Source organism: Pseudomonas sp. Yb2C2 (genome assembly GCF_052112325.1).
Taxonomy (GTDB): Bacteria; Pseudomonadota; Gammaproteobacteria; order Pseudomonadales; family Pseudomonadaceae; genus Aquipseudomonas; species Aquipseudomonas marginalis.
In genome coordinates, this window is record NZ_JAVAJK010000046.1 from 1 (window position 1) to 20,086 (window position 20,086).

The 20,086-nt window shown below is 61.5% G+C and carries 21 protein-coding genes and 3 pseudogenes; 6 read left to right on the forward strand and 18 right to left on the reverse strand.

All coding sequences use genetic code 11. From position 1 onward, the window contains the following. Both Q8X51_RS31650 and Q8X51_RS31655 read right to left on the reverse strand, forming a co-directional pair. Positions 1 to 177, reverse strand: a pseudogene (locus Q8X51_RS31650) (alkaline phosphatase family protein); the annotation flags it as partial. A 185-nt stretch (positions 178 to 362) separates the two neighbouring features. After that, positions 363 to 1,439 carry an ABC transporter substrate-binding protein gene (locus Q8X51_RS31655; RefSeq protein ID WP_027607118.1) on the reverse strand — a complete coding sequence of 359 codons (1,077 nt, stop codon included), beginning with the start codon at positions 1,437 to 1,439 and terminating at the stop codon, positions 363 to 365. Between the two features lie 347 nt (positions 1,440 to 1,786). Between Q8X51_RS31655 and Q8X51_RS31660 the strand changes: the two genes are divergently transcribed. Next, on the forward strand, positions 1,787 to 2,500 hold the full coding sequence (locus Q8X51_RS31660; RefSeq protein WP_065924533.1) for a UTRA domain-containing protein: 714 nt from the start codon (positions 1,787 to 1,789) through the stop codon (positions 2,498 to 2,500). Next, positions 2,497 to 2,616, forward strand: a pseudogene (locus Q8X51_RS31665) (outer membrane lipoprotein carrier protein LolA); the annotation flags it as partial. The gene Q8X51_RS31660 and the pseudogene Q8X51_RS31665, both read left to right, overlap by 4 nt. Here the strand turns inward: Q8X51_RS31665 and Q8X51_RS31670 are convergent. The 10 genes and pseudogenes from Q8X51_RS31670 to soxR all read right to left on the reverse strand — a co-directional run. After that, positions 2,609 to 3,532, reverse strand: a complete 924-nt coding sequence (locus tag Q8X51_RS31670; RefSeq protein ID WP_407694058.1) for a metal ABC transporter substrate-binding protein — start codon at positions 3,530 to 3,532, stop codon at positions 2,609 to 2,611. The pseudogene Q8X51_RS31665 and the gene Q8X51_RS31670 overlap by 8 nt on opposite strands. Then, a complete protein-coding gene (locus Q8X51_RS31675) occupies positions 3,532 to 4,431 on the reverse strand; it encodes a metal ABC transporter permease (RefSeq protein ID WP_027607121.1) in 900 nt (299 codons plus the stop codon). Before Q8X51_RS31675 ends, Q8X51_RS31670 begins: the two co-directional genes overlap by 1 nt. Continuing rightward, positions 4,428 to 5,174 carry a metal ABC transporter ATP-binding protein gene (locus Q8X51_RS31680; protein ID WP_407694059.1) on the reverse strand — a complete coding sequence of 249 codons (747 nt, stop codon included), beginning with the start codon at positions 5,172 to 5,174 and terminating at the stop codon, positions 4,428 to 4,430. The genes Q8X51_RS31675 and Q8X51_RS31680 overlap by 4 nt, the downstream gene beginning before the upstream one ends. Further along, positions 5,171 to 6,091, reverse strand: a complete 921-nt coding sequence (locus Q8X51_RS31685; RefSeq protein ID WP_407694060.1) for a metal ABC transporter substrate-binding protein — start codon at positions 6,089 to 6,091, stop codon at positions 5,171 to 5,173. The genes Q8X51_RS31680 and Q8X51_RS31685 overlap by 4 nt, the downstream gene beginning before the upstream one ends. Positions 6,092 to 6,110: 19 nt before the next feature. After that, positions 6,111 to 6,671: a DUF6162 family protein gene (locus tag Q8X51_RS31690; RefSeq protein WP_065924536.1), complete on the reverse strand. Its 561-nt coding sequence runs from the start codon at positions 6,669 to 6,671 to the stop codon at positions 6,111 to 6,113. Further along, positions 6,668 to 6,991, reverse strand: coding sequence for a hypothetical protein (locus Q8X51_RS31695; RefSeq protein ID WP_065924537.1), 324 nt, complete (start codon positions 6,989 to 6,991; stop codon positions 6,668 to 6,670). The genes Q8X51_RS31690 and Q8X51_RS31695 overlap by 4 nt, the downstream gene beginning before the upstream one ends. After that, positions 6,988 to 7,527 carry a hypothetical protein gene (locus Q8X51_RS31700; protein WP_027607126.1) on the reverse strand — a complete coding sequence of 180 codons (540 nt, stop codon included), beginning with the start codon at positions 7,525 to 7,527 and terminating at the stop codon, positions 6,988 to 6,990. The genes Q8X51_RS31695 and Q8X51_RS31700 overlap by 4 nt, the downstream gene beginning before the upstream one ends. Then, the gene (locus tag Q8X51_RS31705) at positions 7,524 to 8,726 is read right to left on the reverse strand and encodes a PepSY-associated TM helix domain-containing protein (protein WP_065924538.1); all 1,203 of its coding nucleotides are present in this window, start codon (positions 8,724 to 8,726) and stop codon (positions 7,524 to 7,526) included. Before Q8X51_RS31705 ends, Q8X51_RS31700 begins: the two co-directional genes overlap by 4 nt. Positions 8,727 to 8,946: 220 nt before the next feature. Next, entirely contained in the window at positions 8,947 to 9,405 is a 459-nt protein-coding gene (locus Q8X51_RS31710) for a VOC family protein (protein WP_074845093.1), read from the reverse strand. A gap of 95 nt (positions 9,406 to 9,500) precedes the next feature. Continuing rightward, a pseudogene (gene soxR, locus Q8X51_RS31715) lies at positions 9,501 to 9,935 on the reverse strand (redox-sensitive transcriptional activator SoxR); the annotation flags it as partial. 99 nt (positions 9,936 to 10,034) lie between these two features. Between soxR and Q8X51_RS31720 the strand changes: the two are divergent. Then, on the forward strand, positions 10,035 to 10,400 hold the full coding sequence (locus Q8X51_RS31720) for an antibiotic biosynthesis monooxygenase (RefSeq protein WP_065924540.1): 366 nt from the start codon (positions 10,035 to 10,037) through the stop codon (positions 10,398 to 10,400). Here the strand turns inward: Q8X51_RS31720 and Q8X51_RS31725 are convergent. From Q8X51_RS31725 to msuE, 4 genes are read right to left on the reverse strand one after another with little or no spacing between them, the layout of a single operon-like run. After that, entirely contained in the window at positions 10,389 to 11,492 is a 1,104-nt protein-coding gene (locus Q8X51_RS31725) for a sigma-54 interaction domain-containing protein (RefSeq protein WP_065924541.1), read from the reverse strand. The genes Q8X51_RS31720 and Q8X51_RS31725 overlap by 12 nt on opposite strands. 12 nt (positions 11,493 to 11,504) lie before the next feature. Continuing rightward, entirely contained in the window at positions 11,505 to 12,692 is a 1,188-nt protein-coding gene (locus Q8X51_RS31730; protein WP_065924542.1) for an acyl-CoA dehydrogenase family protein, read from the reverse strand. A 55-nt stretch (positions 12,693 to 12,747) separates the two neighbouring features. Beyond that, the gene (ssuD, locus tag Q8X51_RS31735) at positions 12,748 to 13,887 is read right to left on the reverse strand and encodes an FMNH2-dependent alkanesulfonate monooxygenase (RefSeq protein WP_027607133.1); all 1,140 of its coding nucleotides are present in this window, start codon (positions 13,885 to 13,887) and stop codon (positions 12,748 to 12,750) included. A 9-nt stretch (positions 13,888 to 13,896) separates the two neighbouring features. Next, positions 13,897 to 14,460 carry an FMN reductase gene (msuE, locus tag Q8X51_RS31740; protein ID WP_027607134.1) on the reverse strand — a complete coding sequence of 188 codons (564 nt, stop codon included), beginning with the start codon at positions 14,458 to 14,460 and terminating at the stop codon, positions 13,897 to 13,899. Positions 14,461 to 14,856: 396 nt separating this feature from the next. Between msuE and Q8X51_RS31745 the strand changes: the two genes are divergently transcribed. The 3 genes from Q8X51_RS31745 (at position 14,857) to Q8X51_RS31755 (ending at position 18,369) form a co-directional block, all read left to right on the forward strand. Further along, positions 14,857 to 15,126 carry a hypothetical protein gene (locus tag Q8X51_RS31745; protein ID WP_407694064.1) on the forward strand — a complete coding sequence of 90 codons (270 nt, stop codon included), beginning with the start codon at positions 14,857 to 14,859 and terminating at the stop codon, positions 15,124 to 15,126. Between the two features lie 234 nt (positions 15,127 to 15,360). After that, the gene (locus Q8X51_RS31750) at positions 15,361 to 16,521 is read left to right on the forward strand and encodes a cysteine desulfurase family protein (RefSeq protein ID WP_065924545.1); all 1,161 of its coding nucleotides are present in this window, start codon (positions 15,361 to 15,363) and stop codon (positions 16,519 to 16,521) included. Positions 16,522 to 16,560: 39 nt separating this feature from the next. Continuing rightward, complete coding sequence (locus Q8X51_RS31755; RefSeq protein WP_407694061.1) at positions 16,561 to 18,369, forward strand: aminopeptidase P family protein; 1,809 nt, start codon at positions 16,561 to 16,563, stop codon at positions 18,367 to 18,369. 106 nt (positions 18,370 to 18,475) lie between these two features. Here Q8X51_RS31755 and Q8X51_RS31760 read toward each other — a convergent pair whose 3' ends face one another. Together Q8X51_RS31760 and rhtA are read right to left on the reverse strand one after the other, a co-directional pair. Next, on the reverse strand, positions 18,476 to 18,757 hold the full coding sequence (locus tag Q8X51_RS31760; protein WP_027607138.1) for a hypothetical protein: 282 nt from the start codon (positions 18,755 to 18,757) through the stop codon (positions 18,476 to 18,478). A 164-nt stretch (positions 18,758 to 18,921) separates the two neighbouring features. Further along, positions 18,922 to 19,809: a threonine/homoserine exporter RhtA gene (gene rhtA / locus Q8X51_RS31765; protein ID WP_027607139.1), complete on the reverse strand. Its 888-nt coding sequence runs from the start codon at positions 19,807 to 19,809 to the stop codon at positions 18,922 to 18,924. Positions 19,810 to 20,086 lie beyond the last annotated feature (277 nt).

A 20,086-nucleotide genomic window follows, 5' to 3' on the forward strand; every position in this document is an offset into this window, starting at 1 on the left:
GGACAGGGCGGGCAGTTCACATTCCAGCTTGTAGAGGGCCGCGCGTCCTGCGCCGACATAGGCCTGCAAGTGTCCCATGGCGTGCCGGGCAACCTCGAAGTTCAGGCCGTCGAGCACGACAAGGATGACAGTGTGCTTCATGGGGGAGAGCGCTCCGCAGCAATAGACTTGACTCAATTCCCCTGGAGGAACGAGGTCAAAAGTGTGGGAGGGGGCTTGCCCTAATGCCAGTCAGTTAAGCGTACATCGCCTCCTGTAGGAGCGAGCAAGCTCGCTCCTACAAAAAGCCTTAACTGACTGGTATTAGGGCAAGCCCCCTCCCACATTGGATCTCCAGTGGATTTCCAATGTGGGCGACAGGCTTACTTCATTTCTACGATGACCTGCTCGTTCCACAACTGTGGCAGCTTCTTGGAAGTCGCTTCCCAGGCATCGGCATCCTTGATCGGCTGCGGGTTGGCCTTGGTGTACTGCTCGCCCGGGATCAGGTTCTTGGCGATGTCGGCCGGCAGCTTCAGGTCGGTTTCGGCACGGATCGGACGTGCGTTGCCACGGGCCAGGTTGAGTTGGCCGGCGTCGCTGAAGATGTATTCGCGGGTCAGCTTGGCGGCGTTCGGGTGCTTGGCGTATTTGTTGATGATGGTGGTATAGCCGGATTTCACCGAGCCGTCCGATGGGATCAGCACCACGTAGTCATCCGGGTTGGCCATCTTGGCTTTGTAGCTCAGGCCGTTGAAGTCCCAGACGATACCCACTTCGACTTCGCCTTTTTCCATGGTGGCGATGGTCGGGTTGGACAGGCCGAGGCGACCTTGCTGGGCGATCTTGGTGAAGAATTGCAGGCCGGGGGCGATGTTCTTTTCATCGCCTTTATTGGCGATGGCGGCGGCGAGTACGGCGTTGGAGGCCTGGGCCGCAGTGCTCACGTCACCCACCGAGACTTTGTATTTGCCGGTTTGCAGGTCCGCCCAACTGGTAGGGACTTCGGAACCGTGCAGCAGCTTCTTGTTGACGATGAACGCGATGGTGCCGGTGTAGGCCAGGGCCCAATGACCGTCCTTGTCTTTCGCCCAATCCGGCACCGAAGCCCAGTTGGACGGCTTGTACGGCTGGGTGACTTCCTGCTTCACCGCGATCGGGCCGAAGGCGGCGCCTACGTCGCCGATGTCGGCGCTGGCGTTGTCTTTTTCGGCCTTGAACTTGGCGATTTCCTGGGCCGAACTCATGTCGGTGTCGATGTGCTTGAGGCCGTAGGTCTTGGCCAGGTCTTCCCAGGTGCCTTTCCAGTTGGCCCAGTCATCGGGCATGCCGACGCTGTTGACGGCACCTTCCGCCTTCGCGGCGGCTTCCAAGGTTTTTAGATCGGTATCAGCGGCCATGGCGGCGGTGCACATGGCAATGGTCGAGCCTAACAGTGATGCCAGGAAAAGCTGTTTCATCCGAAGCTCCTTTGGGCGTTTTCAACGCGGCGGTGTTTTCTACGGTGTTGTTGGTCTAGGTCAGAGCAATACCTGAGCCAATCTAGACGCGATGGATGACAGTTTCATGTCGATGTCGTTTTCATAGCCTTGATGTCGCTCGGCGCAGACTTAGCGTAGACCATGCTCAAATGCCCGCAGCGACTGGACTTGGCCGATGTATTGCAGGGTGTGGTGCAGGGACGGGGCAGGGACTGTCATCTGTCGGTCATCAGGAGTGCCTAGGCTGGCAAGCAGTCATGCAAGCCCACTTATGCAGCGGTTTGTGCACCTGAACAGTGCTGGTCTAGTCCAGATAGGTAACATTGATGCGTGATGAGGCAATCAAGGCGGTGACATCCATCGGGCTGGCGCTGCAAGAGCAGATCGACCACGGCCTGTTGCCGCCTGCAAGCAAGCTGCCCGCCGAGCGCAAGCTCAGCGAGTTGTTTGGTACCACTCGAATTACCGTGCGGGAAGCCTTGTTACAACTGGAGGCCCAAGGGCAGATTTATCGCGAGGAGCGCCGGGGCTGGTTCGTTTCGCCGCCACGCCTGGCCTACAACCTGATGCAGCGCAGCCACTTTCACGCCATGGTCAACGACCAGGGGCGGGTGGCATCCACCGAAGTGATCAGTGCGCGGCTGCAGCCGGCCTCGGCCGCGGTGTGTGCGTGGTTGCAGCTGCCGGCGTTGTCCAGGGTGATCCAGATTTGCCGGGGACGGCGGATTGACGGGCGGCTGGTGTTGTATGTGGAGCACTACCTGAACCCGCAGTATTTCCCGGGGATTCTTGAGTGCGACCTGAATCAGTCGATGACCGAGTTGTATGCACGTAAGTACGACTTGCACTACGGGCGGGTGCGCTTCGAGATCGTGCCGACCTCATTGCCTGTGGAAGCGGCGGCGGCATTGCGCGTGTCGGTGGGCAGCCCGGGCTTGCGGATCGCCCGGGTCAATTATGACCAGCACCAGCGCTTGATCGACTGCGACCTGGAATTCTGGCGGCATGATGCGATTCATGTCGGCGTCGATGTGGTGTGATCGGGGGGCTTCCTGTAGGCGCGAGCTTGCTCGCGAAAGATGTCAACGATGACGCGGGAGACCTGGCTCCCCGCAACGCCCTCAAGTTTTTCGCGAGCAAGCTCGCTCCTACAGTGAGTGCACCGTGAGTGCCTTGATCACCTGGTCCACATTGCTCTCCAGCTCCGATATCGGGTCCGCGCCGTCGACGTTCAACACCAGCAGCGTTGAACCGCCTGCCGTGATGGCGGCTTTCACTGCATCACTCGGCTGGCGATGATGCAGCACCACGGCCACGTCGTTGTCCTTCAGCTCGGCACTGAGCTTCTGTAACGCCTCAGGCGTCCAATCGGCGTCGGGCCGGGCATCGGTGCTGAGCAGTTCCAGATTCAAACTGCTGATCAGATAGGCAAAGTGATCGCTCAAACTGACCACGCTCAGGTTGTCCGCCTTGGCCAGTCGCGCCTCGCTGTCGGCGCTGAGCTTGAGCAGGCGTTGCTTGAGGGCGGCCAGGTTGGCGTCGATCTTCGCCTTGGCGCTCGGTGCCAGGCGGCTCAGGTCGGCGGCCAGGACATCGGCCATGCGCCCCAGGTTGTTGCTCGATTGCCACGGCTGGCTGTTCAAGCCATCGGCGACGCCAGGTTGCACGGCGATGCCCGGCAGGCCGCCATCCACCGGGCGTGCCGCATCGATTTCGACGATGCGGATATTGCTGCGCCGTGCCACGGGGTAGAGCGGGTCATCGGCCCACAGCGAGCGCACGCCGATGGCGGCGTCGGCGTCCTGGGCCAGGCTGTTCAGTGCCGGCGCGCCACGGCCGGTGAAGTACGACACCTGCCGCGAGCCCGGCAGGTTGGCCGGCGCGGCGCGCTCGAGCTGCACGTCGGTGCCCTTGAGCAGCACCTGCGCCAGGCCATAGGTGATCGGCAGCGAGGCCAGGACTTTGACCGGTTTGGCCGCGTGAGCAGCAGGTTTACCCACGTCGGCCGCCATCAGCGGCGTGGTGATCAGGCAAGCGATGGCCAGGGCCAGAGGTTGAAGAACGGAGCGCATTATCCAAGGTTCCCTTTAAGGCTGGGCACGGTGCCCCGCGCGACGGCGGCAAGGGCGAAAGCGATACCGGCCATCAGGATGATCGCGGCACCGGAGGGGATGGGCAGGTCGAAGATGATCGGCAACAGGATCCCGCACAGGGTGCTGACGGTGGCGATCACCACCGAGATCCAGAAGAAGCCTTTGAGCGACTGGCTCAGCAGGCGTGCCGCTGCAGCCGGGATCACCAGCAGCGCGCCCACCAGGATGGCGCCGATGACCTTGACTGCCGCCACGGTGATCAGCGTCACCAGGATCACGAACAGGTAGTCCAGGGTCTTCACCGCCACACCACGCACCGCCGCCAATTGCGGGTTGAAGCTGGCGAGCATGATGCGGTTGTACAGCGGCAGCGCGAGGGCCATCACCAGGGCGCCGACAATCGCCAGTACCAGCAAATCGTTGCCGTTGACCGTCAGCACCGAGCCGAACAGCACGTTTTCGAGGATATGCACGTTGATCTTGCCCGCCAGGATCAGCAGCAGGCTGGCGCCCAATGCCAAGGACACCGACAGGAACACGCCGATCAAGGTATCCGGCGCCAGGCCGGTGCGGTTGCGCAAGTAGTTGAGCAGGATGCCGAACAACAGGCAGTAACCGAACAGGCTGCCATAGGGCCCGGTGTAGGGCTCACCCAGGAGGATGCCCACGGCCACGCCGGTCAGTGCGGCATGGCCGACCGCTTCGGAGAAAAACGCAAAGCGCTTGACCACCACCAGTGTGCCCAGGCCGCCCAGCACCGGGCCGATCAGCAGGCCGGCGAGCAGGGCGTTGACCACAAAACCATAGGCCAGTGCCTCCGGCAGGTAACCGGACGAGGCCCAGCCCTGGACCATCAGGCGAAACGCTTCATAACTCATGGCGCCGGGCTCCGAGGATGGGTAGAGAACAGGGTCAGCAGGCGCTCCGGGGTCAGCGCCTCTTTCGGCGTGGCGTCGAACAGCAGGCGGCGGTTCAGGCCGGTGACGCGGTCGGCCAGGCGGCCCACGGCTTCCAGGTCGTGCTCGATCCACAGCACGGTGATCCCGGCCAGGCGCCAGTCATTGAGCAGGCGTTCGAACACCTGGATACCGGCCTCATCGAGGGCCGACATCGGTTCATCCAGTACCAGCAGTTGCGGCGCCGGAATCAACCCTTGGGCCAACAACACACGCTGGCGCTCACCGCCGGACAGCGCGCCCATGCGCCGCTTGCGCTTGTCCTGCATGCCGACCCGTTCCAGCGCCTCGCTAATCGCGGCGGCGTAATGTTTGGACAAACCCAGGAACGCCGGGCGCCGCTGGCACATGGCGGCCATGAAATCGTCGACCGTCATCGGCAGGCCCCGGTCGAACTCCAGCGCCTGGGGCACATAGCCGATGGTGCCGGGCGTGGCCGGCCACTGCAGGCTCAGTTGCCCCTGATGCGGTGTTTGCCCCAGCAGGGTCTTGATCAGCGAGCTTTTGCCGCCGCCATTCGGCCCCACCAGCGCATGGATGCTGCCCGGCTGCACCTGGAAGCTCACGCCGTCGAGGATCACGGTGCGGCCCAGGGTCAGGGACACCTGGTCGAAGTCGAGGGTCGGGCCGACGCTGGCGACCTTAAGTTGCTGCGCTGCGGTCATGCCCCCGACTCCTGAATCGCCCGCACCACGGTGTTGAGGTTGCCGGTCATTTCCACTTCGTATTTTTCAGCGCTGTATTCGCCGTAGGAAATATGCGACAGCGGGTACAGCTTGACCCCGGATTCACGCTGGATGGTGTCGACGTAGGTGGATGGGAAATCCATCTCCGAGAAGATCACCTTCACGTCCAGGGTGCGCAGTTCGTCGATGGTCTTCTTCAACTGGCTGGGGCTCGGCTCGATCCCGTGGGCCGGCTCGACCACGGCCGTGACTTCCAGGCCGAACTCGCGCAGCAGGTAATCGTAGGCCGCGTGCACGGTGGCGACGCGCAGGTCCGGGTTGGGCGCGCCGGTCAACTTGGCCAGGGCATCGGCACGCATCTGCCGCAGGCGTTTGCCATAGGCGCGGGCGTTCTGGGTGTAGGTCTTGGCGTTGTCCGGGTCGAGCTTGCCGAGTTCCCGGGCGATGTTGTTGACCTGGGCAATCGACGCACTGATCGACAGGAAGGTGTGCGGGTTGACCACCTTGCCGGCACCGCGCGCGGCGTTGCCGGTGGCCGCCAGCAGCGGCACGTTGGCGTTGGCTTCGATCACCGGAATGTCCGGGCGCTCGCTGGTGGCGATCATGCGGTCGGCGAAATCGTCATGGCCGACGCCGTTGAGCACGATCACATCCAGGGTGCCGATGCGCTTGATGTCTTCGGCACGTGGCTCGTAGGCGTGGGGGTTGAAGCCGGCCGGGATCAGTGGCACCACTTCGGCCTTGTCGCCGACGATATTGGCCACGTAGCTGTAATAAGGGTGCAGGGTGATGCCGATACGCAGGCGTTTGGCCGCCTCGGCATTCGCGAGGGGAGCGAGTATCAGGCTGAACAGGCCAACCAGAAACACGCGCAACAGGGGCGATGAAATAGACATGGGCAATCGGTCTTCTCGTTCAGTGACGGTGCTGGCGGGTGACGCCGGCGTCGAATTGCGCGACCACCTGCTGCCAGCCGGCTGCGATCAGCGCCTGGTCAGTGAGGTCGGAGGGGGCGGCCAGGTGTGTGCTGCGGTTGAGCCAGATATCCGGCTCGCTGCCCTGTACGCGCATCAGCAGTGAACCGCTGGTGGTCGGCGTCTGGCTCAGTCCCAAGTAGGCCGAGTTCCCCAACAACTGCCAGCGATGGTCGCCGCGGCTGACCGAACTGGCGTCCTGGGCAAAGGGCGCGAAGCCTTCTTCGGCCAGTTGCTCGGGGGTGGGCAGGGCGCTTTGCTCCTGCTGCAGCAAGTGGATTTCATCCAGCGTGACCCGCAGGTCGGCGTAGATGCCTTGTTCGGCGGCGCTCAGGTCGCGGCGGGCATCCAGTTGATGGCGGGGCAGCGCCGCGACTGCCTGGGTTTCACCATGCAGCGCCACCACCGTACCGGCCACCGCGAGGATGATCAGGCACAGCAGCAGCACGTAGAGGGTTTCGTGGCCGGCACCGGCGGGGCGAACAACCTGTGTCGTACTCATTGAGGCTGGATATCCGCTTGGTCGATTTCCACTACGTGACCGGGGCCTGCATCAAACAGCACGTAGAACTCGGCGGACGGCTTCTTGAAGGTCAGGGTGGAGTCCTGGCCGAGCTTGCCGGGCACCAGGATGGTTTCGTCATAGCCGATCACATCCAGGGTCACGCCGGGGGCACCGCTGCCGTCGGAGAAACCGCCTTTGCACTGGATCTGCTCGCCGGGGATTTCCTTGCATTCGCACATTGGGTTGTGGGCAAGGACGGTGGTACTGAAACCGGCGCACAGCAACAGCGCGGCGCGGGACAGGCGCTTGAACGTCATGGTTTGACTCCTTGCTTGTTCAGCCAGGCAATGGTGGCAGGCGAGGCCTGGCTCAGCGGGATGGAACCCTGGTGCATGGTGCCGTCCCAGCCTTCCATGGTGACCCACAGTTCGGCATCGACGGGGGTACGTTCCGGCACGGGCAGGCCCGCACCCATGCGGTACGGGGTGCCGAAGAAGATCACCCCGGCGGCACGCAGGCTGCGCGGCTTGCCGATGCGCAGGTAGGTGGCCTTGACCTGGTCGGCGCAGGTGGCGCAGAGGGCGGCGTTGAAGAACTTCATCGGGCCGGCCGGGTCGGGGCGCGGGCCTTCATTGCGGAATTCGGCCAGCGTGAGGCTCCAGGGTCCGACCTGTACGTCCCCGGCCACCCGCTCGCCGATGCCGGTGTCGCCGCGAAACAGCGCGGCATCGGCGAAGTACTTGGGCATGAAGCCCAGCGGTACCAGCAACAGCAGGACGTTGATGTGGAAACGCCATTTCAGCCAGAAGGCCCGCAACGGCGAAGGCGGGGTAGCGTTGGCGGACTTGCTCATGGCTTGGCCTCCGAGGTTTCAGCCTGCATGGCCGGAATGGGTGCCGGCGCACGTTGTGTCTTGGCTTCGCGCTTGAGAGCGTTGAGGGTGGCCAGGGCCGTGCGCTTGGTCCAGATCAACAGGCCGCTCAAGACCATCATGCTCAGCACCAGGCCGAAGAACGCCCAGATCAGCTTGATCCAGATGCCACCGAAGTCGCCGGTGTGCAGGGGGCGCATGGATTCGGTGACGAACTCCAGCTTGGTGCGGTCGGACAGCAGGTGCGACGAGGCGATTTCACCGTCATATGGGTTGATCTGAGCGGTCTGGAACATCAGCGGATACCAGCCCCGCCCGCCGATTTGCAGGTGGCTGTAGGCATTGAGCGGCAGGCTCACGAAGCTCGCCTCCAGCCCCGGGATACGTTGGGTGGCGATCGCGATCGCCTCATCCACGGGAATCATCGGCGCAGGCACGCCGGGGGCTGAGGTTGGGACTTTTTCGCGGGCGATCACCGGGACGATGGGCTCGCTGGAGATGGAGATCTGGTTGTCACCCAGGATTGCCTGGATCAGGAACCAAGTGCCAGTGATGGAAATCACCGCAATAAACCAGATCGACCAGATACCGCTCAGGCGGTGGAAGTCGCCCCAGAAAATCCGCGCGCCGTGGCGGATACGCAGGGTCGGCTTGAAAAAACCTTTCCAGAAGCGCTTGTACACCACCAGGCCGGTGACCAGTGAGGCCAGCAACGGCAAGCCGAGCAGCGACACCAGGTACCAGCCCCAGCTGAAGCCATTGGTAAACGGCACCAGCCACCAGCCGTGCAGGGCGCGGGTGAACTGACGGAAGTTGAACGACGGGCTGATGCCTTGGATCGCCCCGGTGTACGGATTGACGTAGACCTCTACCGAGCGCCCGTCCGGGTAGCTGAGGTCGACACTCAGGGCAAAGTGCGATTCATCCGGACGACTGAGAGACTGCACGATGACCTGGGGTTCGGCCCGCTTGATGGCGCTGATCACCTGGTCGTAGCTCAGCGGCTCGGCATCATCCGACGGCTTGCTCGCACGGATGTCCGGATTGGCCAGCCACACGATTTCCTGGCTGACCACCGCCAGGGTGCCGGTGACGCAGACAATCAGTACAAAGAACCAGATGGGCAAGGCCAGCCAGCTATGGACGAGAAACCAGAGTTTTGAGCGTGACTTCTTCGACATGTGAAAGAGGGTCTTGATCAGGGGAGGGCGAGGGAGGCCCGGAAAAGGCCAGTCGTAGCTTTTGCTGACGCGACAGGCTGTATCTAAGTTAAGACGGATGAGAATGAGAAATCCCCAAGGTGGATATGAAAGAAAATGTTTCAGGTTCACATCCAGCGGGTTTTTACGGCGTGGGGGTATTCATGAAGTGGGGTAGGAGCCGGCGAACCGGCCCCGATGCTCAGCCTTGCTTGAACATTTCCATGGCGCGCTGACGGATCTGTTCTTCGCTGAGGTCTTCCTTGCGGGTGGCGAGGTACCAAAGGTGACCGTATGGATCCTTCACGCTGCCCGAACGGTCGCCATAGAACCGGTCCTCTGGTTCGGACACCACGCTGGCGCCCGCTGCGACGGCTTGTTTGAACTGTGCGTCTACGTCGTTCACGTACAGATGCAAGGCGACACTGGTGCTTTCAGTCGGATTGCTCAGGGACATCTGATCGCAGGGCGTGCCCAGCATGATCGCCGAATCACCAATGCGCAGCTCGGCATGGCCGACCCTGCCATCGGGCATGTCCAGGCGCATGATCTGGGTGGCGCCGAAGGCTTTTTTGTAAAACTCGATAGCCTCTGAGGCTTTGTCGATGCCCATATAGGGCGTGACACTGTGATAACCCTCGGGAATGGGTTTAACGCTCATTTCGTTCTCCTTGATTGTGGTTGTGGAGGCACGGCCTCTTCACTATAGGCCACGCCCATCAAGGCCTCCGAGGGCCCCGACGAGGGGGGGCAGCCGGGCTCCAGCAATTGCGCCCCCGGCCCGCGCCCACCGAGCTGGTCATCCGGGTTGCGCAACGGGCACGCGTCCAGCGACAAGCATCCACACCCAATACAACCGGTGAGTTTGTCCCGCAGCAGCATCAGCTTATGGATGCGCTCATCGAGGTCTTCCCGCCACAGCGCGGACAACCGCTCCCAATCCTGAGCGTTGGGCGTGCGTCCTTCCGGCAACGTCTGCAACGCCTCGCCAATCGTTGCCAGTGGAATTCCCAGGCGTTGGGCGATCTTGATCACCACCACCCGGCGCAGTACATCCCGTGGATAGCGTCGTTGATTGCCGGCATTGCGATGACTCTTGATCAGCCCCTTGGTTTCGTAGAAGTGCAGGGCCGTAACAGCTACACCGCTACGGGCTGCCAGTTGGCCGACGGTGAGCTCTTTGGTAACCATAAACACTCCAATTAAGCGCTTGACCTTGACTTAACTAGAGGTTTTACCCTGCGTGGTATCGAATCACAAGATTCTGCCTACAGAGAAAGGGGAGTGTTCATGCAGGTATCAGAGAAAAATCGCAGTTTCACTCAACTGATCGAGTTTCATATCGAACCCCAGCAACAAGTGGCGCTGGTGGCGGCCTTGTCCACCCAAAGTGAACGCCTGGCCCAGGGCCATGGCGGCTTTATCAACGCGAGTGTGCAGGTCAGCGAAGACGGGCGGCGGGTGCTCAATTACCTGCAATGGCGCTCCCGCGAGGACGGCGAAGCGGCGTTCCAATGCTTTGAGCACGGCGAGGAAGATTTCTGGACGCTGATTCGCGCCCACCAGGCCACGGCCGTGACCTTCGGTTCGTTCCAGGTACTGCGCAGTTTCGAGCGCAGCCATGACAACGCGTTGCACTGTCGCCTAAATGGATAGGTGCAGCATGCGCTCGCCCTGCACGTTTTCCCCCGGCCGGCGCTTGTTCACCGCCAACTCGCCGATCTTGATCAGGCGCGTGCGCGTGACGTTGCGGCTCAGGCCCAGCAAGTTGGCGGTGTGCACCTGGTTGTAATGGCTGAAGCGGTAGGCGGCGCGCAATAGCGCGTCTTCGACCTTTTCGTGCAGGGCGCCGGCCTGTTCTTCGAAGAGCTTTTGAAACGCGCGCTCCAGCAAGGCCTCGGCGCTGTTGTCGGTGCCGTGCTGACTGTCGTCCTGGCGCTCGATGCGCATGTTCGACAGGCGCAGGTCGTCGCGTTCGATCACGCCGTTACGGCAGATCAGCAGGGTGTGGTGAATCACGTTTTCCAGCTCGCGGATGTTGCCCGGCCAGCTGTAGCTCTTTAGCTTGTGTTCGGCCTCGCGGCTGATGGTGATCGGGCCGTAGCCCAGGCGCTGGCTGTAGGCTTCGATAAAATGCCGGGTCAGCGGCAGGATATCGCCGGGGCGCTCGCGCAGGGGGCTGAGCTCGAGGCTGACGACGTCGAGGCGATAGTAGAGGTCTTCGCGGAAATGCCCGGCGTTGATGGCCTTTTCCAGTTGCACGTTGGTGGCGGCCAGTACGCGCACATCGATCGGAATGCTCTTACGCGACCCCAGGCGCACCACTTCGCGTTCCTGTAGGACGCGCAGCAGCTTGACCTGGATGGGCATCGGCAAATCGCCGATTTCATCGAGGAACAAGGTGCCACCATCTGCCTCTTCGAACCAGCCGGCCTTGGCGCTGAGGGCGCCGGTAAACGCGCCTTTTTCATGGCCGAACAGCTCGGCTTCCACCAGGGACTCGGAGAACGCGCCGCAGTTAACCGCCACGAACGGCCGGTTGCGCCGCGCGCTGAGGTTGTGGATGTGGCGCGCCACCAGCTCTTTACCGGTACCGGTCTCGCCGATGATCAGCACGCTGGCTTCGCTGGGCGCCACTTGCTGGATATGGTCGAGCAGCGCCCTGGATTTCGGGTCTTCGAAGACCTGGGCCGTGGCGCGGATCGACGTCGCAAGGGCGGGCGAGGGCGGTAAGGTTAGAAGCTGCATGGGCACCTCTTTTTATGAGTAAAACGTCGGAATCGGCAGGGATTGGTTCAACGCCCAGTCCCCCAGTTCGTGGAGCTTGTAATCCACCGGGTCGTGCAGGGTTTGTGTGCGCAGGTTGCGCCAATGACGATCCAGGCGCAGGGATGCGTGGGTGGAGCGCGCGCCGGTGACTTCAAACAGGCGGCTGCACAGGTCCAGGCCTTGGCGGGTGGCGGCGACCTTGGCGGTCGCAATGGCAATCGCCAGTTGACCGCGTTCGTTTTCGCTGAGGTTGGGGCCTTTTGCCCATGCCTGGTCGAGCAGCTCGGCAGCGCGTTCCACCAACAGGCGCACACCCTCCAGGGCCACCCAGAATTCGCCGTAGTGATGCAGTACGTAAGGGTCCTGGCGCACGTCTTCGGTTGAGGACTTGTGCCAGGAACGGGTCTCGGTGAGCGTGTAGTTGCGCGCTTCTTCGAAGGCACCTTCGGCGATGCCGAGGAACATATGGGTGAAGGTCAACTGGGCGATCAGCGGGCGCAGGCAGGCAAAAGGCGTGCTCAGCGGGCCCGGGTCGAGCAGCAATTCCGACTCCTCGACACGTACCCGTTCGAAGCTGGCGCTGCCGCTGTCGGTCTGGCGCTGGCCGATATTGTTCCAGTCGTTGTGCAGGGTGATGCCACTGCGCCCGCTGGGGATGGCGGCGATCAGCAGCTTGCCGCCGGCGCTTTCATCCACTGCCGAGGCGATCAGCATTTCCGAGTCGCTGGCGCCGGAGCAGAAGCTCTTTTTGCCGGAGAACTCGCGCCAGCCGCCGAAGTCCTTGACCACGGTGCGTGTGTCCAATGGATTGAGGGCGTTGCCCCAGAACCAGTTTTTGCGCGCGGTCTGTTCGAACCAGGGTTGCCATTGGTCCGGCCGCGAGAACAGGCGCACGGTGGCGAGCATCAGGTGGTGGAAGCCGAAGACGTGGGCAATGGAGCTGTCGACCTTGGCGAACTCGCGCACGATGGCCAGGGTGTCACTCCAGCGGGCGCCGAGGCCGCCGTATTGGGTGGGAATGCTCAGGGCCAGCAGGCCGCTTTGGCGCAGGGCGTCACGTTCGGTCTTGGGGGTGCCACCGCGCTCGTCGCGTTCGACGGCGGTGAGGGCGAATTCGGCGGCCAGCAGTCTGGCGGTCTGCAACGGTGATGGCAGGACGCTGTGGGGTTTGGCTGTCACGGGGTTTCCTCTTTATAAGCGGGAACGACCAATGCCGCTCCCGCCGCTGCGCCGATCAGGCCTTGGCTGGCAGAACATCGTTGGCAATCATTTCGCCGAACGGGCCAGTGAGGTTGGTGATGCCGCGTCCGGCCAGGCTGGCATAGGGTTCCGGCAGCAGCGGGAACACCAGCTCGGCAAAGCGATAGGCTTCTTCCAGGTGCGGGTAGCCGGAGAAGATGAAGCTTTCGATGCCCAGGTCGGCGTATTCCTTGATGCGCTCGGCTACTTGCCGGGGGTTGCCCACCAGCGCGGTACCGGCACCGCCGCGTACCAGGCCGACACCGGCCCACAGGTTGGGGGCGATTTCCAGGTTGTCGCGGCGCCCGTCATGCAAGGCCGCCATGCGGCGCTGGCCTTCGGAATCAAAGCGCGAGAAGGATTTTTGTGCGGCGGCGATAGTTTCGTCGCTGATGTGCTCGATCAGCTTGTCGGCGGCTTTCCACGCGTCCTCTTCGGTCTCGCGCACGATCACGTGCAGACGAATGCCGAACTTCACCGTACGCCCGTGGCGGGCAGCGCGTTCACGCACATCCGCGAGTTTTTCGGCGACGGCGGCGGGCGGTTCGCCCCAGGTCAGGTACACATCCACCTGTTCGGCGGCGAGGTCGTGGGCGGCATCCGAGGAACCGCCGAAATATAACGGTGGATAAGGCTTTTGCACCGGTGGGTAAAGCGCCTTGGCGTTCTGCACTCGCAGGTGTTTGCCTTCGAAGTCCACTGATTCGCCCTGCAATACCCGGCGCCAAATTTGCAGGAATTCGTCGGAGACTTCGTAGCGTTCGCTGTGGTCGAGGAAGCTGCCGTCGCCGCGGTTCTCGTCGGGATCACCGCCGGTGACCACATTGATCAGCAGGCGACCGTTGGACAGGCGATCCAGGGTCGCCGCCATACGCGCAGAAACGGTCGGCGAGATGATACCCGGGCGAATCGCCACCAGATAACGCAGGCGCTCGGTCAGCGGCACCAGTGCCGAGGCGATGACCCAGGAGTCTTCGCACGAGCGGCCGGTAGGAATCAACACGCCGTGGTAACCCAGGCTGTCAGCCGCCTGCGCGACTTGCTTCAGATAATTGAGGGTGACCGGCCGTGCACCTTGGGTGGTGCCCAGGTAATGACCGTCGCCATGTGTTGGCAGAAACCAGAAAACATCCATTACCAATCCTTAAGCGATTTTCAGCAGAGAGGGGGAGTGCGCTGCAAACAACGGCGCTGCGCGTTCTGCCGCAAGGCGTATACGGCCCTTCAAGGGCTCACTGGTTATTTGGTAATCGGTGAAGTCGGCCTCGGTGGCGTACACCCCGATCGGCAGGGTCAGGGCCTGGAAGAAGCTGAACAGCGGACGCAGTTGGTGATCGAGAACCAGCGCGTGGCGCTCGCTGCCGCCGGTGGCTGCGAGTAATACCGGTGTGTCGATCAGGGCGTTGAGGCCAACCAGGTCAAACAGATGCTTGAGCAGGCCAGGGTAGGAACCGCGATAGACCGGTGCGGCGACGATCAGCAGGTCGGCCTGTTCGATGGCCACCAGTTGGGCTTCGACCTCGGCGGGCAACTCATCCCGTGACAGCGCACCACCGAGTGGCCGGGCAATGTCGCCCAGCTCGATCAGGGTGGTCTGGATCGGCAGCAAGGTCGCCAATTCAGCCAGTACGGCTTGGGTCAGCACGAGGGTGCGGGACGGGCGCCAGGTTCCGCCGGAGAGGGCAACGACATTCAGGGGACGGGTCATGAACAGTTCCTTTATCAACAGTGGTTCATAGCAGGTGGAGTGCAACCTGTTGAGCAAGAGCTGTACCAACGGGTGCAGGCCTTGATTGGCGTGGGTTGCAGGTTCACTGCTGAAAAATGCTGCTGTTGTCTGACTGGTGATTTGTTGAATGGCTGTTGCCTGGCAAACAGTTGCGTGGCGAACAGCGCAGGTTCTATGCAAGTCATTTATAGAGGGATACAGTTATTCCGTAAATGAACGTATTTCCATATTTATAGACCATAAAGAAATATAACGTTTCCTATCGAGGGTGCCTTGGTGGTCGATAGCGACTATCACGGACGGTGATTTTTCACTGCGCAACGGCGGGAGTAGCCTGTGTTCATTGACTTGAAACCTTCTTTGCAGGGCTACCCCATGAACCGATTTCTCGCTGTTTGCTTAGTGATTGTCAGCGCCGTACTCGCCGGCTGTGCGAGCCATCCATCGCCAGAATTGCGTCCCTACACGGCCGAAGAGAGCAAGCAACTGGCCCTGGAAGCGCTGAGCCGTCGTGGCTTGTCGTTTGATGAATATCAACAGCAGCGCGCCGCACTGACCGGCCAGCCACAGAAGCCCTTCGGATTTGATCGCCAGGGCGAAATGAACGCCGAGCGCAACGTGGTTTTGAATGGTCGTCCCAGTTGAGTCGGCACTGCACAGCAAAAAGCCCGAGGCTTCCCTTGAAGGAACCTCGGGCTTTTTGTTTGCCATGGCACGACTTCAGCCTGTTAAGCTGAATTTCAGGAGCGTTCCTACGCACATTTACTTAAAGTTGTCCTTCTTTAATGGCATTCGATCCGGTAAACCTGACGACCTCTGTTCCGGCCGATGCCCCTGAGACGCTGCTCTCGGGAACCTGCTCTGCGAGTCTTGACTGTCATGAATAAACGTCCGCTGTATTTCGACTACGCCGCTACCACCCCGGTGGACGAACGCGTCATCCAGGTGATGGTCGAATGTCTTGGCTTCAATGCCAATTTCGGTAACCCCGCGTCCAGTTCCCATGCGTTCGGCCAAGCGGCCCGGCAAACGGTTGAACAGGCGCGTCGCCAGGTGGCCGAGCTGGTTGGCGCACAACCTGAGCAGATCGTCTGGACCTCCGGTGCTACTGAGTCCAACAACCTCGCGATCAAGGGCGTTGCCCAGGCGCGTGGCGTGGCGGGCGGGCATATCATCACCAGCCAGATTGAACACAAGGCCACGCTGGACACCGCGCGGCAGCTTCAGGAAGCCGGTGTGGCCGTGACTTACCTGGTGCCGGACGCCGACGGATTGATCAGCGCCGAGGCCGTCAGCGAAGCATTGCGTGAGGACACCTTTCTGGTATCGCTGATGCTGGTGAATAACGAACTGGGCACCCTCAATGACATCCCCGCCATCGGCGCACGTGTGCGTGAGCATGGCGCGTTGTTGCATGTCGACGCGGCGCAGGGCGCGGGCAAGGTGGCGATCGACCTGGCGCAGTGGCCGGTGGATTTGATGTCGTTTTCCGCGCACAAGCTGTATGGCCCCAAGGGTATTGGCGCGCTGTATGTCGGACCCCGGGCGCAACAGAAAGTGTCGGCACAGATTCACGGCGGCGGTCACGAGGGTGGCTTGCGCTCCGGTACCCTGGCCACCCATCAGATTGCAGGCATGGGCGCGGCGTTCGCCCTGGCGGCGGCGTCTTTTGCGCAGGAGAAGGCTGTCATTATGACCTTGCGTCAGCGCCTGCTGGAGCAGTTGGATACGCTCGGTGGCGTGCGCCTCAATGGCAGCCCTGCGCAGCGCATTCCTCACACCCTCAGCCTTACGTTCAGCGAAGGTGAATTCAACGCTGCTGCGTTGAGCGCGGGCATCGCCTTTTCGGCGACCTCGGCGTGCAACTCCGCCAGCAATGCGCCTTCCCACGTGCTGCTTGCGTTGGGCCTTGACGCACGTTCTGCCGGCCGCACCATACGTTTGAGCCTGGGCCGGTTTACCACCGAGCAGGACATCGACCAGGCCGTGCAATTGATCAAGGCCGCACTGGCCAGCGCACCGGCGTTCTGGGCCGTCTGATTTTCACATAACAATTATTAGTGGTTAGCAGGAGACACAATGAGTACGCAGCCCTTGACCCATGGAACGGTTCCCCAGCGCCTGGCGCATACCCGCGAACTGATGCGCCGCGAGGGCATTCACGCCCTGCTGGTGCCGTCGGCTGATCCGCATTTGTCCGAATACCTGCCGGGTTACTGGCAGGGGCGCCAATGGTTGTCGGGGTTCCATGGTTCGGTAGGCACGCTGATTGTCACTGCGGATTTCGCCGGTGTCTGGGCCGATAGCCGTTACTGGGAACAGGCGACCAAGGAGCTCAAGGGCAGTGGCATTGAGTTGGTCAAGCTGCAACCGGGTCAGCCCGGGCCGCTGGAGTGGCTGGCCGAGCAGACGCCGGAAGGCGGTGTGGTGGCGGTGGACGGTGCGGTGATGGCTGTCGCGTCGGCGCGCACCTTGGGCGCCAGGCTGGCAGAGCGCGGCGCGCGCCTGCGGACCGATATCGACGTACTCGAGGCAGTTTGGAAAGACCGTCCGAGCCTGCCGAGCCAGCCGATCTATCCGCATCTGCCACCGCAAGCGACCGTGAGCCGTGGCGATAAACTTGCCGTACTGCGCGCGAGTTTGAAAGAGAAGGGCGCCGACTGGCACTTCATCGCCACCCTGGATGACATCGCCTGGCTGTTCAACCTGCGCGGTGGCGATGTTTCGTTTAATCCGGTGTTTGTTTCGTTTGCGTTGATCAATCAACAACAGGCCACGTTGTTTGTGGCGCTGAGTAAAGTCGACGCTGACCTGCGTGCGGTGCTTGCGCAGGATGGTGTGACGTTGCGCGACTACAGCGACGTGGCGGATGCACTGCGTGCGGTGCCATCGGGCGCCAGCATGCAGGTTGACCCGGCCCGCGTTACTGCCGGTCTGCTGGAAAACCTGGATGCCGGCGTCAAGCTGATCGAAGGGCTGAACCCGACCACGCTGGCCAAATCCCGCAAGAGCCTGGCGGACGCGGAGCACATCCGCCGCGCCATGGAACAGGACGGCGCGGCGCTGTGTGAATTCTTCGCCTGGCTGGACAGTGCGCTCGGTCGTGAACGCATCACTGAATTGACCATCGATGAACACCTGACGGCTGCGCGCACCCGTCGCCCCGATTATGTGTCGCTGAGTTTCAATACCATCGCGGCATTCAATGCCAACGGGGCCATGCCGCATTACCACGCTACCGAAGAAGAACATGCGGTGATCGAAGGCGATGGCTTGCTGCTGATCGATTCGGGTGGCCAGTATTTGGGCGGCACTACGGATATCACGCGGATGGTGCCTATCGGTACGCCGAGTGACGAACAGAAACGTGACTGCACCCGTGTGCTGAAGGGCGTGATTGCCCTGTCCCGTGCGCATTTCCCCAAGGGGATTTTGTCGCCGCTGCTGGATTCCATTGCCCGCGCGCCGATCTGGGCTGAAGGCGTGGACTACGGCCACGGTACCGGGCACGGCGTAGGTTATTTCCTCAATGTGCATGAGGGCCCACAAGTGATTGCCTACCAGGCCGCCACTGCGCCGCAAACCGCGATGCAGCCAGGGATGATCACCTCCATCGAGCCGGGCACCTACCGCCCTGGCCGCTGGGGTGTGCGTATCGAGAACCTGGTATTGAACCGCGAGGCAGGCAAGACCGAGTTTGGTGAGTTCCTCTCGTTTGAAACCCTGACCTTGTGCCCGATCGACACCCGTTGCCTGGAGCCGTCGCTGCTCACCGCGGATGAGCGCGAGTGGTTCAATGCGTACCACGCCGAGGTGCGTGAACGCCTGAGCCCGCTGCTCAGCGGTGCTGCGTTGGCGTGGTTGCATGTGCGCACGACGGCTATTTGACCGGGTGCAAAATCAGGCGCTGCAATAATTCAGTTGCAGCGCCGCGAAGGGGCGGCGTTGTATCAGGCATGTGTATGAGCAGTCGCTGGTGACTGCTCGGAGGAGATCACTTGCAGATGACGATCATGCTGCGGCTGGTATAGCCGGCAGGGTTTAGGCCGAAGGGGTAATCCCCTGGCTCCTCGGAATTGTCACCGGACTTGGCGATAACCCGGTAGCCCTTGGCGCCACAAGAGTTGGTTGCACTGGTGTAGCACTGGTCCCAGGAAGAAGACAGGCCGGAACAGTTGATATGCAGCCCTTTTTTGCCGCGTTTTACTTCTGTCTTGGTAGTCGCGGCACAGCCAGCAATAGCCACGACCATTAACAGTATCAAAATTCGCTTCATTCCTATCCTTAATAGCCACTTCATAATGCTTGAAGCCGGCTCTACTCGCTCTCGAGTGTAGCGTTCGTGCTGTCCTTGTCGAAAAACTCCATGAATGACATTCGTTTGCAGTTTAAACATGGCCTAAATACGCAGCAAATACCAGAGCAACTTTCACTGATGATTCAATCCGCCGGAACCAGCGGCTTGGAGTCATTGCGCATCGTCAGTGTCGCGCCTACCGAGGCCATGATAATGCAACTTATGGCCAGCCATTGCGGTAGGGATAGGTGCTCCTGCAGGAAGAAAAGTCCTGAGAGTGCGCCGAAAGCAGGCTCAATGCTCATCAGTGTTCCGAAGGTGCGGGCGGGGAGGCGCGTCAGCGCTACCATCTCCAGGGTGTAGGGAAGTGCCGTTGACAGGATCGCGACACCGATGGCGACCGGAATCAATGCCGGGGTCAGTAAGGCGGTGCCGGCATGGACGATACCGATGGGCGCCACAAACAGGGCAGCGATCATTACGCCGAGGGCGGCGGTCTGGACGCCGTTGTCGTTGCCTGCTTTCTGTCCGAACAGAATGTAGAGTGCCCAGCAAGCCCCCGCCCCCAAAGCATAGGTCGCGCCGACCAAGTCGATTCCGCTGCTGGCTTCCCCCATGGGAATCAACAGGAGCAGGCCGATGATCGCCAGTGCTATCCACAGGAAGTCTACCGCTCGGCGCGACGCGTAGATCGCGACGGCGAGCGGTCCGGTGAATTCCAGGGCTACGGCAATGCCCAAGGGAACGCTGCGCAAGGACATATAGAAGAGGAAATTCATGCCGCCCAAGGCCATGCCGTAAACGACCACGGTGCGCAGGGATTTTGCGGTCAGCCTGGCGCGCCATGGTCGGAGGATGAGCAACATGATTACGCTGGCGAAGATCAGGCGCAGGGTTGTGGTGCCCTGGGCGCCGACAATCGGGAACATGCTCTTGGCCAGTGAGGCTCCGGACTGGATGGAGGCCATGGCGATCAACAGCAGGCCGACAGGAAACAATGCCGAGGCCAAGCTGCGGGGGGAGGTGGTCATTGGGGCGTTCGTCCGAGGTCATAATCGAGAATCAGGGGCCGCTATGATGCTTAATCGTTCGGCTTTGAGCAATATATTGCTCAATTCGACAGCGAGACCTTCTCTATATAGAGGGATTTGAAGGTTGGCAGGCACTTTGATAGAAAAACCAAATTAAGTGTTGACGGCAGATCCTGGAAGTCTATAATTCGCCCCACTTCCGGCGCAGTCGAAACGCAAAACTCCTTGGTAAACAAAGAGTTATGCAGAATAAGGCAGCGGATTGCTTCAGTTCATC

What these genes read in the sequence shown, in the direction of transcription:
- Q8X51_RS31655 (WP_027607118.1), bottom strand. Translation starts at nt 1,439, where the DNA reads ATGAAACAGCTTTTCCTGGCATCACTGTTAGGCTCGACCATTGCCATG.
- Q8X51_RS31660 (WP_065924533.1), top strand. Translation starts at nt 1,787, where the DNA reads ATGCGTGATGAGGCAATCAAGGCGGTGACATCCATCGGGCTGGCGCTG.
- Q8X51_RS31670 (WP_407694058.1), bottom strand. Translation starts at nt 3,532, where the DNA reads ATGCGCTCCGTTCTTCAACCTCTGGCCCTGGCCATCGCTTGCCTGATC.
- Q8X51_RS31675 (WP_027607121.1), bottom strand. Translation starts at nt 4,431, where the DNA reads ATGAGTTATGAAGCGTTTCGCCTGATGGTCCAGGGCTGGGCCTCGTCC.
- Q8X51_RS31680 (WP_407694059.1), bottom strand. Translation starts at nt 5,174, where the DNA reads ATGACCGCAGCGCAGCAACTTAAGGTCGCCAGCGTCGGCCCGACCCTC.
- Q8X51_RS31685 (WP_407694060.1), bottom strand. Translation starts at nt 6,091, where the DNA reads ATGTCTATTTCATCGCCCCTGTTGCGCGTGTTTCTGGTTGGCCTGTTC.
- Q8X51_RS31690 (WP_065924536.1), bottom strand. Translation starts at nt 6,671, where the DNA reads ATGAGTACGACACAGGTTGTTCGCCCCGCCGGTGCCGGCCACGAAACC.
- Q8X51_RS31695 (WP_065924537.1), bottom strand. Translation starts at nt 6,991, where the DNA reads ATGACGTTCAAGCGCCTGTCCCGCGCCGCGCTGTTGCTGTGCGCCGGT.
- Q8X51_RS31700 (WP_027607126.1), bottom strand. Translation starts at nt 7,527, where the DNA reads ATGAGCAAGTCCGCCAACGCTACCCCGCCTTCGCCGTTGCGGGCCTTC.
- Q8X51_RS31705 (WP_065924538.1), bottom strand. Translation starts at nt 8,726, where the DNA reads ATGTCGAAGAAGTCACGCTCAAAACTCTGGTTTCTCGTCCATAGCTGG.
- Q8X51_RS31710 (WP_074845093.1), bottom strand. Translation starts at nt 9,405, where the DNA reads ATGAGCGTTAAACCCATTCCCGAGGGTTATCACAGTGTCACGCCCTAT.
- Q8X51_RS31720 (WP_065924540.1), top strand. Translation starts at nt 10,035, where the DNA reads ATGCAGGTATCAGAGAAAAATCGCAGTTTCACTCAACTGATCGAGTTT.
- Q8X51_RS31725 (WP_065924541.1), bottom strand. Translation starts at nt 11,492, where the DNA reads ATGCAGCTTCTAACCTTACCGCCCTCGCCCGCCCTTGCGACGTCGATC.
- ssuD (WP_027607133.1), bottom strand. Translation starts at nt 13,887, where the DNA reads ATGGATGTTTTCTGGTTTCTGCCAACACATGGCGACGGTCATTACCTG.
- msuE (WP_027607134.1), bottom strand. Translation starts at nt 14,460, where the DNA reads ATGACCCGTCCCCTGAATGTCGTTGCCCTCTCCGGCGGAACCTGGCGC.
- Q8X51_RS31745 (WP_407694064.1), top strand. Translation starts at nt 14,857, where the DNA reads ATGAACCGATTTCTCGCTGTTTGCTTAGTGATTGTCAGCGCCGTACTC.
- Q8X51_RS31750 (WP_065924545.1), top strand. Translation starts at nt 15,361, where the DNA reads ATGAATAAACGTCCGCTGTATTTCGACTACGCCGCTACCACCCCGGTG.
- Q8X51_RS31755 (WP_407694061.1), top strand. Translation starts at nt 16,561, where the DNA reads ATGAGTACGCAGCCCTTGACCCATGGAACGGTTCCCCAGCGCCTGGCG.
- Q8X51_RS31760 (WP_027607138.1), bottom strand. Translation starts at nt 18,757, where the DNA reads ATGAAGCGAATTTTGATACTGTTAATGGTCGTGGCTATTGCTGGCTGT.
- rhtA (WP_027607139.1), bottom strand. Translation starts at nt 19,809, where the DNA reads ATGACCACCTCCCCCCGCAGCTTGGCCTCGGCATTGTTTCCTGTCGGC.